Source organism: Parashewanella spongiae (assembly GCF_004358345.1).
In the GTDB taxonomy this organism is placed as follows: Bacteria; Pseudomonadota; Gammaproteobacteria; order Enterobacterales; family Shewanellaceae; genus Parashewanella; species Parashewanella spongiae.
The window spans coordinates 2,990,032-3,003,800 of the sequence record NZ_CP037952.1 but is presented as its reverse complement, the minus strand read 5'-3'; the positions used below and the strand labels follow the sequence as shown (position 1 = coordinate 3,003,800).

Annotated in this window: 7 protein-coding genes; 6 read left to right on the top strand and 1 reads right to left on the bottom strand. The window is 37.8% G+C overall.

The window, feature by feature from the left end; all coding sequences use genetic code 11:
* Positions 1-13 precede the first annotated feature (13 nt).
* The 6 genes from E2I05_RS11735 (at position 14) to E2I05_RS11710 (ending at position 11,702) form a co-directional block, all read left to right on the top strand.
* Entirely contained in the window at positions 14-1,378 is a 1,365-nt protein-coding gene (locus E2I05_RS11735) for a DUF1329 domain-containing protein (RefSeq protein WP_121853685.1), read from the top strand.
* A gap of 97 nt (positions 1,379-1,475) precedes the next feature.
* Positions 1,476-2,489: a WD40/YVTN/BNR-like repeat-containing protein gene (locus E2I05_RS11730; protein ID WP_121853686.1), complete on the top strand. Its 1,014-nt coding sequence runs from the start codon at positions 1,476-1,478 to the stop codon at positions 2,487-2,489.
* A 12-nt stretch (positions 2,490-2,501) separates the two neighbouring features.
* On the top strand, positions 2,502-4,808 hold the full coding sequence (locus E2I05_RS11725) for an efflux RND transporter permease subunit (protein ID WP_121853687.1): 2,307 nt from the start codon (positions 2,502-2,504) through the stop codon (positions 4,806-4,808).
* A 263-nt stretch (positions 4,809-5,071) separates the two neighbouring features.
* The gene (locus E2I05_RS11720) at positions 5,072-9,916 is read left to right on the top strand and encodes an NAD-glutamate dehydrogenase (RefSeq protein WP_121853688.1); all 4,845 of its coding nucleotides are present in this window, start codon (positions 5,072-5,074) and stop codon (positions 9,914-9,916) included.
* A 62-nt stretch (positions 9,917-9,978) separates the two neighbouring features.
* A complete protein-coding gene (pyrD, locus tag E2I05_RS11715; RefSeq protein ID WP_121853689.1) occupies positions 9,979-10,998 on the top strand; it encodes a quinone-dependent dihydroorotate dehydrogenase in 1,020 nt (339 codons plus the stop codon).
* Between the two features lie 164 nt (positions 10,999-11,162).
* Positions 11,163-11,702, top strand: coding sequence for a cell division protein ZapC (locus tag E2I05_RS11710; RefSeq protein WP_121853690.1), 540 nt, complete (start codon positions 11,163-11,165; stop codon positions 11,700-11,702).
* 94 nt (positions 11,703-11,796) lie between these two features.
* Here E2I05_RS11710 and E2I05_RS11705 read toward each other — a convergent pair whose 3' ends face one another.
* Entirely contained in the window at positions 11,797-13,266 is a 1,470-nt protein-coding gene (locus E2I05_RS11705) for an ISKra4 family transposase (protein WP_133309522.1), read from the bottom strand.
* Positions 13,267-13,769 lie beyond the last annotated feature (503 nt).

The window sequence follows — 13,769 nt, the reverse complement described above, 5'->3', positions numbered from 1 at the left end:
AAGGACAATAAAAATGAAAAAGATGACTCTATTGTCTGCAGCTATAGTATTGGCTATTACAGCTCCAATTGCATCCGCGAAGATTTCTCAAGCTGATGCGAATAAATTGGGGGAAAGCTTGACGCCTCTTGGTGGTGAAGTAGCTGGGAATGCAGACGGCACAATTCCAAAGTGGACAGGTGGAATCACAAAACCAGTCGCTGGTTATAAAAATGGTATGCACCATCCAGATCCGTTTCCAAATGACAAAGTATTATTCACTATAACCAATGGCAATAAAGCACAATATAAGGAGTATTTAACTCCTGGTTTGTTAGCTTTGTTTAATTTGTATCCTGATACTTTTAAGATGAATGTTTATCAAACAAGACGTAGTGCTGCTGCACCGCAATATGTTTATGATGCAACAAAATCAAATGCAACCAAAGCCGAGTTAGTTGCAGAGGGTAATGGTGTTTCTGGGGCTGTCATTGGCGTGCCTTTTCCTATGCCTAAAAATGGCTTAGAAGCTGTGTGGAACCATATATTACGATTCCGTGGCGTAGACGTCGAAACGTCTCGTAGCCAAGCTGCACCAACTTCAGGTGGTTCATATACACTAGTTGAAACCAGTGAGCAAATACGCTTTGAATATACACGACCTGAAATGACGTTGGACAAGTTACAAAAAGACAATACATTATTTTTCTTCAAACAAGTTGTTACCCAGCCTGCTCGTTTAGCTGGTACTGCGTTGCTCGTCAAAGAAACCATGGATCAAGAAAAACTCCCACGTCAAGCTTGGACTTATAACACAGGACAGCGTCGCGTACGTAAAGCACCAAATGTGGCTTTTGATACCCCAGGCTCAGTATCTGATGGTCTCAGAACGACTGATGATTTTGATATGTTCAATGGTTCACCAGTTCGTTATAACTGGGAATTAATTGGCAAAAAGGAAATCTATATTCCTTACAACGATTATCGTCTGCATTCTGACAAAATTGAATATGACCAAATTTTAACTCCAGGCCATATTGATCCTCAATATGTACGCTGGGAAAAACATCGTGTTTGGGAAGTGAAAGCGACTCTAAAACCGGGTACAAGCCATCTATATAAAACTCGTGTGTTCTATATCGATGAAGATTCTTGGCAGATTTCTGCAGCGGATTTATATGATAATCGTGATCAATTATATCGTGTGGCAGTAGCGCATGGTTTGAACTATTACGAAGTGCCTACACAGTGGAGTACACTTGAAGTATTTCATGATCTTCAATCCCGTCGTTATATTGCGATGGGTTTAGATAATGAAGGTCAAATGTATAACTTTGATGCGAAGTTGAATGATTCTGACTTCACGCCTTCTGCTTTACGTCGTAGTGGTATTCGATAGCCATTCAGTCATTCAAAATTGTGGTTAATCTTTTCTTAGGAATTGATTAACCACATATATCTACACTTAAATTTGCAACACTACAGGTAGTCCTTTTATGTATTTACAATCGTTGTGCAAAACAGTTTGTTTTGGCTTGAGTTTGTTGTTTTATACAGTGAGTTTTTATTCTTCTGCTAATACTCAAATTCAACCCAAAGCAGTCTCTGCACTTATTACCGATATTGCTCAAGCTGGACACAAGTTAATTGCTGTTGGTGAGCGTGGTCATATTTTCTATCTAGATGAATCGTGGAAGCAGGTTGCCAGTCCAACTTCTACAAATTTAACCAACGTGTTTTTTTTGAACAGCGTAAAGGGATGGGCTGTAGGGCATGATGCAACCATTTTACAAACCTCTGACGGAGGGAAGACTTGGAGTATCGCTTTTGAGTCTTCTGAGATTGAAAAACCATTTTTAGATATATTATTTTTTAATGAAATGGAAGGGGTTGCGGTAGGAGCTTACGGACTTTTTTATCGGACTGTTGATGGTGGAAATACTTGGAGTGAAGAATTTCATGAAGAGTTGTTACTTGATGATGATAAAGCGTATTTAGAGGATTTAAAGACAAACGATCCTGAAGGTTACAAAATTGAAAAAGCATCTTTACTGCCACACTTTAACAAGATTTTAAAAACAACAGATGGACGTACCATTTTAATCGGAGAGTTAGGCTTAGTTTCTATATCATCGAATAAAGGACATTTTTTTACTAAAACGGAATTCCCTTATGAAGGCTCAATGTTTACTGGCATTGAAACACAAAACGGGTTTATTTTTTCAGGACTTAGAGGAAATGTTTTTAAAACGGATAAAATATTAAATGGATGGCATAAGCTTAAAACGCCTATAGACTCGAGTATTTTTGGAAGCGTGATAATAAATAATGAAACTTTTTTAGTTGGTAACTCAGGTGCAGTGCTTAGAGTCAAAAATGACCGGAGTATTGTTATTGTTAAGCAACTGAAAGGACAGAATATATTGGCTATTGCTCAAAATGAAAATGGACATGTATGGCTTGGTGGCACACAAGGTTTGCAACTTTTAGATTTAAATAAACAACAATAATAAGGCTGTACCATGTTAGAAAAATGGGTTAATGGATTAGAAACGTTTATATTCCGTCACCGAGGATGGGTGATATGCGCCTTTGTTTTATTGAGTATATTTTTAGGGTTTCAGGCGAGCCAATTGAAAATGGATGCCGCGTTCACTAAAAATATTCCACTACAACATGAGTACATGAAAACCTATTTGAAACACCAAAAACAATTTGGTGGTGCAAACTCAATTATGGTTGCAGTAGAGGACTCAAGCGGAAACATTTTTAATCCTCATTTTTTTGAAGTTTTTAAACAGGTACACGATCAACTGTTTTTCATACCGGGCGTTGATAGAGCTCAGGTCAAATCTTTATTTTCTCCTTCAACACGCTTTACTGAGGTCGTTGAAGATGGTTTTGCTGGTGGTCCTGTCATTCCTGCCGACTTTAGTTCCAACGAAGAAAGTTTAAAACGTGTTCAAGCTAATATTGAGAAAGCTGGTATCGTTGGACGTTTAGTTTCAGAGAATTATTCCGCAGCCATAGTTTCGGCACAATTGATGGAATTTGATCCTCAAACAGGTAAGGCTCTTGATACTATTGCGTTAGCAAACGAATTAGAGCAACAATTAAGAGTTAAATATGAAACTGATGAAATAAAAATACATATTATTGGTTTTTCAAAAATGGCTGGTGATGTTGCTGATGGTGCTAAAGGGGTTTTACTATTTTTTTTAGTTGCAATCGCAATCACTGCTGTAATGGTTTATTTGTTTTCGCGCTCATTATTGTTAACTGTTTTACCTTTGGTTTGCAGCTTAATCGCTGTTGAATGGCAATTAGGTTTGCTTACTGTAGTTGGTTTTGGCATAGATCCAATGTCAATTTTGGTTCCTTTCCTCGTATTTGCAATAGGCGTCAGTCATGGCGTGCAAATGATCAATGCTATTAAACAACGTGTAGTGAAAGGAGTAACGACTAAAATTGCCGCTACTTTAGCTTTTAGAAGCTTATTGATCCCGGGTGGCGTAGCTCTACTTTCAGATACAGTAGGTTTTCTCACACTGCTTTCAATTGACATCGGAATCATCCGTGAACTCGCCATTTCAGCTTCACTAGGTGTTGCCGTTATCATTTTAACGAATCTTATCTTACTACCAGTTTTATTATCCTTTACTGATCTTTCTACGGCTCAGAATAAAGCCGTAGATAACGTTGAAACTAATCCAATTTGGTCAAAGTTGGCGTGTTTTGCTACACCAAGATATGCAAAGTATGTATTGGTTATTACTAGTGTTATCTATGGGCTAGCTTTATATCAGTCTCAACAGTTGAAGATAGGGGACTTACATTCGGGTGCACCAGCTTTACATTATGATTCTAGATATAATCTCGATACAGCATATATAACCAATAATTTTTCTATCACTACAGATGTGTTAACAATACTAGTTGAAGGAAAACCAGAAGCCTGTACATATTACGAACTAATCAAAAAGATTGACGAATTTGAGTGGCTGATTTCAAATACTCAAGGTGTGCAGTCGACGGTTAGTTTAGCGTCTGTGGCAAAGAAGGTGAATGCTGGCTTTAATGAAGGTAATGCTAAATGGCAGATGTTGCCGCGTACAACGGCAAGTTTAGTTCAAGCCATTGGTCGCGTTCCGACCACATCAGGACTATTAAATCGTGATTGTTCGGTTATGCCAATTTATGTATTCCTTACTGATCACAAAGCTGAAACAATAGAAACCGTTATTGATAAAGTTAAAGTATTGGCTCAACAGTTTGATGGCTCTGACTTACAATTCAAGCTTGCTTCAGGCCCTGCAGGAGTTATGGCCGCAACCAACGAAGCCGTAGCTGATGCACAGTTACCAATGATGCTATATGTTTATGGTGCAGTGTTTATTTTATGTTTGATAAGTTTTAAATCTTTAAAAGCTACCATTGTGGTACTCATCCCTTTGTATGTTGTTTCAACATTGGCACAAGCATTAATGACCTATTTAGATATTGGTTTAGTCGTTAGTACCTTGCCTGTTATTGCGTTAGGCGTTGGAATAGGTGTTGATTACGGTATTTATATTCTGTCTACAATGTCCGGAAAGTTAACGGCAGGGTTATCTGTGCATCAAGCTTATTTAGAGGCGCTTCAAGAAAGAGGGAGTGCAGTTATATTCACTGGACTTACTCTTGCTATCGGGGTGAGCACATGGTTTTTTTCCGCGTTAAAATTTCAAATGGATATGGGAATATTACTGACATTTATGTTCTTAGTTAATATGCTCGGAGCAATCATAATAATTCCAGCTTTATCTGCTGTATTTTGGACAAAGCGTTAGACATTAATATCGAGTGGGAGGAACGGCTCTCACTCGAATTTTGAATAGTCAGTCCAAGAAATTGACTTTTTCTTCAACAAAAAATTTTATCTAGTCTACTTTCTTTTTAATTAGTGGAAATACCACTAAAATTTTTCTCGAAAAATATCCCATTTAGTAATAAACTTCGCGACATGGTGCGGAATATTCCGCTCTGTACTCGAATATTTCAAGCATCCTAACCATGAAAAAGCGCTGCCATAGACGCTTAAGGAAACAGCAAAATGGCCTTGAAAGATGCAACGCCCTCAGTATTACTTGAAAACGTAATCAATTTGATCAATAAAAAAGTCCAGCCTTCTCAAGCGAAACAAGTTGAGCAATTTGCTGACTGTCTTTATGCGCAAATGTCAAAAGATGACTTACATGCACGTAATGATAGTGACCTATACGGTGCAATACTTAGCTTGTGGAACGCATTAAACAAAACTTCCTTTGGTCAAACTCATTTAAAAGTGTTTAACCCTAACCAGTCAAAACATGGTTGGCAGTCGACACATTCTATTATCGAAATTATTTTACCGGATATGCCATTTTTGGTTGATTCGATCTGTATGGTGCTAAACCGTATCGGAATTACTGCACACATGATGTTGCACATGCCTTTGGCAATTGAGCGCGGTAATAAGATAGTAGAAAAAATTGGCCGAGTGGTTGATAGTCCAAAAGAAGATGAGAAAATTGCTGTATTTTTGATTGAAATAGATCGCCAAAGCAGCGAGAACGACATAAAAGAATTAGAAAAAGAAATTCAATCAGTACTCATGGATGTTGCTGCTTCAGTTAATGATTGGCAAGCAATGTCAAATAAGTTAAGCAGTATTGTTAATGAATTACCGTCTCGTCCTTACCCAGGTAAAGAGCAAGATCTAACTGAAGCAAAAAACTTTTTAGATTACCTAGTTAATCACCATTTTACTATTCTTGGGTATCGTCGTTACGACCTTAACCCTGTAAAAGGTGATTTAGAGCTTGTACCGGATATGGGCACAAGCTTAGGTTTGATGAATAAACCGGATCAAAAACAACCAGAAAAGGGTTTATTCTTATCAACATTTTCAGAGTCAGCACGTAAAGAAGCACTCGATGATAACTTACTTATTCTAACTAAATGCAACAGTAAGAGTCGTGTACATCGCCCTGCATATATTGATTATATTGGGATAAAACGTTTTGACAAAAAAGGTAATGTAGTCGGTGAAGATAGATTTATCGGGTTATATGCATCAAATGTATACAATCGAAGTCTTCGAGAAATTCCATTACTAGCAGAGAAAGTAAGCCGAGTTTTAGATAAGTCAGGTTTAGTACCGAGATCTCACGACTATAAAAATCTCATGAACATCCTTGAAAATTTACCTCGTGATGAGCTAATTCAAGGCAATGAAGATGAGCTGATGTCTGTCGCTCATGGTGTGTTAGAGATGCAAGACCGTGATAAATTGAAACTATTTGTCAGAAAAGATGGCTACGGTCGCTTCTTGTCTTGCTTAGTGTATGTATCAAAAGATCGTTACAATACTAAGCTGCGTGAAGATACACAACGGATTCTAGCACAACATTTTAATAGCAAAGAAGAAGTCGAATTTACGACCTATTTTTCTGAATCGACCTTGGCACGTACACATTATATTGTCAAAGTTGAAAACAATAATATGGATGTCGATGTGGCAGCAATTGAAAATAATCTTATTGAAGCAGCTCGCTCATGGGAAGATAAACTTACTTTCGCATTAAATGGTGCGTTGGGTGAAGAAGTGGGCAATGCATTAAGTAAGCGTTATTTGAATGCGTTCCACCCTAGTTATAAAGAAGATGTATTACCTAGTTCTGCTGTCGTAGATATGCAAAAGCTAGAAGCCTTAGATGAAGATCACAAACTAGGGATGCTATTCTATCAGCCACAAGAATCGGCAATTAACTCTAATAAAGTTCGTTTAAAACTATTTCATAAAGACGAACCAATTCATCTATCAGATGTGTTACCGATGCTTGAAAACTTTGGCTTGCGGGTTATTAATGAGCGCCCATACGAAGTTAAAACTACAGATGGTGCAACATACTGGATCCTTGACTTCTTAATGACAGTCAAAGGCGCAGCGACAGAAAATCTTGTTGATATTCAAGATAGATTCCAAAATGCTTTATCTCAGGTTTGGCGGAAAGAGCTTGAAGATGATGGATTTAACCGTATTGTTTTAGCCTCAAGTCTGACAGGTCGTGAAGTTTCTGTTATTCGCGCTTATGCAAAGTATATGCGTCAAATTGATGCTACATTCAGTCAATCGTATATTGAAGAAACATTTACTCGTTATCCGTTTCTCGCGGAATTATTAGTAAAAATGTTTATTCGTAAGTTTAATCCGAAGCTCAAAACTCGAACTTTGGAAAAATTTGTTGAGCAAATTAACTTACGTTTAGATGATGTTTCAAGTTTGGATGACGATCGAATTATTCGTCGTTACTTGGATCTTATCGATGCTACGCTGCGTACTAACTTCTACCAAGTTACCAAGCTCAACGAAGCAAAACCATATATTTCGTTTAAGTTTGATCCATCACAAATCCCAGAGATGCCTAAGCCATTGCCGCGCTATGAAATCTTTGTGTATTCGACACGTGTAGAAGGGGTTCATTTACGTGGTGGAAAAGTAGCTCGTGGCGGATTACGTTGGTCTGACCGACGTGAAGATTTCCGTACTGAAGTATTAGGACTTGTAAAAGCTCAGCAAGTTAAAAATACGGTTATTGTTCCTGTCGGTGCGAAAGGTGGATTCGTTTGTAAACAACTGCCAACAGAAGGTGGTCGTGAAGCCTTCTTCAATGAAGGACAAAACTGCTACCGTATGTTTATTCGTGGTTTGTTGGACATAAGCGATAACATTATCAATGGTGAAGTTGTTCCTCCTGTTGATGTGGTACGCCATGATGAAGATGATGCATATTTAGTTGTTGCGGCCGATAAAGGTACAGCTACCTTCTCTGACATTGCCAATGAAATTGCAGAAGAATATGGTTTCTGGTTAGGGGATGCCTTTGCTTCAGGTGGTAGTAACGGTTATGACCATAAAAAAATGGGTATTACCGCACGCGGTGCATGGGAATCTGTGAAACGTCATTTCCGTGAGTTTGGAATTGACTGTCAGTCAACGGACTTTACTTGTATCGCTATTGGTGACATGGGTGGTGATGTGTTTGGAAACGGAATGTTATTATCCAGACACATACGTCTTCAAGCTGCATTTAACCACATGCACATCTTCATCGATCCAAATCCTGATGCAGAAACAAGTTATGTAGAACGTGAACGCTTATTCGATCTGCCACGTTCATCTTGGGAAGATTACAGTGCTAAATTAATTTCGAAGGGCGGTGGTATTTTCTCGCGCAGTGCGAAATCAATTCCGCTTTCTAGCGAAATGAAAAAGATGCTCGGCACAACGAAAAGCACAATGACACCCAATGAATTACTCAAAACATTGCTCACAATGCATGTTGACTTAATTTGGAATGGTGGAATTGGAACTTACGTAAAAGCAACGACTGAAAGCCATGTAGAAGTGGGAGATCGTGCAAACGATGCCATTCGTGTTAACGGAATTGAAGTCAATGCAAAAGTTATTGGTGAGGGCGGAAACTTAGGCTGCACACAATTGGGTCGTATTGAGTATGCGGCTAACGGTGGACGAATGAATACGGATTTCGTCGATAACGTTGGTGGTGTAGATTGCTCTGATAACGAAGTAAACATTAAGATTTTGCTTAACTCTCTAGTCGCAGAAGGTGACTTAACGATCAAGCAACGAAATACGTTACTTGTTGAAATGACTGAAGAAGTAAGTGAAATTGTTTTACAAAACTGTCAAGATCAAACCCGTTCAATCTCAGTTACCCAAGTTCGTGGAGCTGAGCAACTTAAAGAGCAAATTCGCTTTATCCACTATCTAGAGAAAGATGGTAAGCTTGATAGAGCATTGGAGTTTTTAGCTTCAGATGATGAATTAGCTGAGCGTTTAGCTTCTGGTCAGCCATTAACTCGCCCAGAACTTTCTGTGTTAGTTGCCTATGCAAAAATGGTTCTTAAAGAGCAATTTGTAATTCCTGAAATTACAGAAGATGCTTTATTAAGTCAGTTATTAAAAGCTTATTTCCCTAAAAAATTGCAAGAGCTGTATAGTGATAAAATGGCTTCACACCCATTACGCGGTGAAATTATTGCAACTTCATTAGCCAATGAAATTGTAAATAATTTAGGCATGAATTTCGTTCAACGCATGCAAGATGAAACTGGTGCCACTGTCGCAGAGATCGGAATTTGTTACACAATAGCTCGTGAAGTTTTCGGACTAAATGAAATAGTTAAGCAAATCACTGACTTGAACTTTGTTGTACCAGCAATTGTTCAAGGTGAAATGTTGCATCAACTTCGTCGTAGTATGCGTCGTGCCTGTCGTTGGTTCTTGCGCCATCGTAATCGCAATACAAGTATTGAAGAGACTGCAGCATTCTTTAAGCCTGTTGTCGAAGAACTCAAAGCAGGTATTAATAAATACTTAATCGAAGTCGAAGTTGTTGAACTTAATAATGATATTGCCGCACTACTTGAAGAAAATGTACCTGAAAAGGTAGCAACAGAAGTAGCATGCATGAGTACATTATTCTCGGCATTAGATATTGCGCAAATAGCAGAAAATTCAGGAAAATCTGTCTCATTAGTTGCAGAAACCTACTTTAAATTAGGTGCTCGTATTGAGCTGCATTGGTTCTTAGTGCAAATAACAGGGCAACCAGTTGCTAACCATTGGCAAGCTTTAGCCCGCGCCGCTTATCGAGAAGAATTAGATTGGCAACAGCGTTCGTTGACTTCAACAGTATTAACCACCTGTGATACAGATTGTAGCGCAGATGCCATTATTACTGATTGGATAGAAGGTCATGAAGCACTGTTAGCACGCTGGAATTATATGCTTGCTGACTTTAAGAGCTCTAAAAGTCATGAATTTGCAAAATTTTCAGTAGCGTTACGCGAATTGAATTTGCTTATTCTTCATTGTGAAGGCTCAAAATAATAACTAAATAATCTATCAAGCCCTGGCGAAAGCCGGGGCTTTTTTTGGCTAAGGAAATGTTCATGCTTTATACACTCGCTCAAAAATTTATGTTTTCTATGGATGCTGAGCAAGCACATAATTTTGCAATTAATAATCTTCGTAAAACCGCGAACTCTCCATTAAACTGCTTTTATCGACAAACTTTGCCATCGGCACCTGTTAAAGTAATGGGAATTGATTTCCCTAATCCAGTCGGTTTAGCAGCAGGTCTTGATAAAAATGGTGAAGCCATTGATGCATTTTCAGCAATGGGTTTTGGATTTGTAGAAGTTGGCACAGTGACACCTCGTCCACAGCCAGGAAATGAAAAGCCTAGATTATTTAGAATTGAATCTAAACAAGCAATAATTAATCGAATGGGTTTTAATAATCATGGTGTTGATAATTTAGTTAAAAATTTGACAGAAAAAAAGTCTGACATTATTGTTGGAGTTAATATTGGAAAAAATAAAGATACCCCAGTTGAACAGGGTAAAGAAGATTATTTAATCTGTATGGATAAAGTTTATCCTTATGCATCTTATATAACCGTAAATATTTCTTCACCTAATACACCTGATTTACGTTCATTACAGTTTGGCGATTTATTAGATGATTTATTAAGCACTCTTAAAGAAAGACAAAAAGAATTAACAGATAAATATAATAAATATGTGCCTTTGACTTTAAAGATCGCACCAGATTTAAATGATAATGAAATTAAACAAATTGCTGAATCTTTAATTAAATTTAAATTTGATGGCGTTATAGCTACAAATACAACTTTGTCTCGTGACGCCGTTAAAGGTTTGAAAAACTCAGAAGAGAGTGGCGGACTTAGTGGTCAGCCAGTAGCGGCATCTTCTACAAAAGTTATCTCAAAGCTTTCGACTGAATTAAAGGGTTTGTTACCCATAATTGGTGTTGGTGGAATATCATCAGGCAAAGATGCAATTGATAAATTCAAAGCTGGATCAAGCTTAGTTCAAATCTATACAGGATTTATTTATCAAGGTCCTAAATTAGTTAGTGATATTATAAATTCATATATTAAAAGTTAATCTTTTTGATCACAAATAGATCATATTACCCATCAAGATCTATTTGTGATCGTTGCGATCAAGAGTAATGATCAATAGATCAAATATCAATTTTAAATAAAGTTTTGAAATTGAATAAAATATCGTCTATTATATCCACGAATATAATTAATTAGGTAATTATTATGCTACTTATGCCAAAAAAGGACTGGCAATGGCAATATGATTATGTAAATGATGTATTAAGTTTATCTCTTGGTTCTGAATTAGAATTTTTAACTTCTTATAAGAAAAAACAACTAATTCCAGATGCTTGTTCAAAAATGGTTTTTGATTTAGAACATGCAAACTTTTATATTGAGATGATCGATCGTTTACAAAATGTTTTGACCATCACGGAAGCTGGTCTGGTTCAAATCGCTTTAAATGCGACAGCTGCACATTTTATGTTAAAGCCTCAAATGCCAAAGTCTTGGTTTTTTGAAGCTTCAAATACGTGTGTCTACAGTGAGCATGGTAAAGTTTTTGAATTAAAGCTTGAACATAACAACGAACGTGTTTTAGTACTTGCAATTGAGCGAGGCTTACAGGCCACGTTAGTGATGATATTATCACCAGAGAGCGTTTTATCATCTGGTAAGGTGTTGAGACAGTTTGATACGATCAAAGTGATGCACGATCGTTTAAGACCACTTAAATCTAAAAGACAAATTGCAGCTGCATAATGTTAGTTCATGCTGCTTTTATCTTTTTCTCGCCATTTATATTTGTAATTTCCTAATCATTTCTTTTGGGTGTGTGTCTTTTAAAACGACGAAGTTATCCACATCTGTATAACCTCTGTTTGGATTGCTTTTTGTGATACTCCCAATACTTTTCAATATCACCACTCGATCTTAACGACCTAAGTTTTAATATAGCTTCTGCACCTTCAAGGCTCCATCTCGCTCCAGTGATATCCAACCTATCATTAATCAGATGACGACAAGCTCCCTCAATGACACCGCTAGCAATTGGGAAACCTTGCTCTAACGCTTTACCGTATTCTAATCTTGATTTATTTTTCAATAGATAACCGATGCACTTATTAATGCCTTCTCGTTGTTTTAATTTCCGTTTTGTTGCACTGATCCCAAGGCCTTTTGCTACTTGTGACGCATTACCTCGTAAGATTTCAGTCGCTCGATTTTCTATCCAATCTTCGACTTCTGGATCATCTTTTTCAAATAAGCACCACGCCGCTTTCCAGAGATATTCAAGCACATGGATGAAATCCATGACCACCGTTGCATTGATGTTGAGTTTCTTCATCACCCGATAAATTTGTTTTAGCTGATGAGGATGACCATCAACGAGTACAACCCACTGACGGCTTTGAGTAGGGTCTCGTTCCAGAGCTTCTAAAAATGCTTCTTCAATCACAGTCGCAGCGCTTCTTTCTACGCTTGCCCACACACGTTTATTTCTTGGTGGCACACGTAATGGACGAACATTTGAATTATCGTTTCTAGACATGATTGATTCTGGGGTACGATGCAAAGGCTTGGTGGTGTATACCGCTGCAACTTCTGCCATTCGTTTGCGGTCTTTTTTTTCTCCAGCACTTAGGCGTCCTTTGAGCTTCTGTTGTTTCGCTGCTTTTTGCGTGCCCTCTCTCAAGCTATTAGGTTGCATAACGATGCCTTTTCCATCCATAGTCAATACCAGTAAATCAGATGTATTTTCTGGCTTAAGGTATCTCTGCTGGAGATAAAAACCATCAAAATCTTGTGCAATATCCTGCACAATTTGCCTTGCTTGTCGCTTGGGCACGTGCGCACCTGTGGTGGTATCTATTGAGCTTACTGCATCATCATATGAGCCTTTGACTGCTTCTGTAGCGAGTCTTAGGCGTACACCATCAGAGTATTTATCTTTCGAAAGATTCAGCTCACCATCCATTGGAAACACGCTATCACACCGACGTTGACTGTAACCTTTTCGATGCATCGTTACGGTACCAAATAAACTTTCTAAGTTTCGTTTGCAGTTATTTTTCAAATAATTCAATGCAATGTCACGGTTGGAACAAACTTGCTGACGGGGCTCTTCAGCGGTTTTGATATCTAAGAAACCCTGCAATAAACACCGCAACAACTCAGTTCCTTCGGTATCGATATAGGCTTCAACTTCTCCATGGCTCTCTTGCTTAACTTGTTTGTCTTCGAGGTGCGAAATAATACGCTCAAATTTCAATTTGGCTTCAGAAAAGAATGAAAATTCGAGTGAGTTTGAGTATGCTAGTTTCATGAAAGGAGCCTTTTTATATACTTGTTGTGTGTGGAAACTGATAAGTACTATAAAATTGCTCCTTTCGCACCATTTATTAAACCCATCCAATTGATAATGAATGATCTTTTCATGCTTTTCGTCGATCTAAAAGATCTACACCCATTTCTTTTTAATTCACGACTTCAGCTAAATTTACTTTATCTGAAATATAACATTTTGTCTTTTAAGTGTATTTTCATGCTTATACCAATTACAGTAATTAATCTCTCACTCAGCAAGAGCTAAAAGGTTTCAATGCAAGGCACAAGCTCGAAGTACTATCGGGATAATTCAAGTGCTTGTAACGCGTAATGGAACCCTTTAGCCTTGCCCTTTGGGAGCTTGTATGTGCGCAAATTACTTCTCAAAATTGTCTTGACGTAGAACAACTATGTCTTCATCAATTTCGAATGTACTTTGAGCACATACATAGCTCTGAGTTGAGCATTTAATTACTGTAATTGGTATTATTGTTGCTTGTA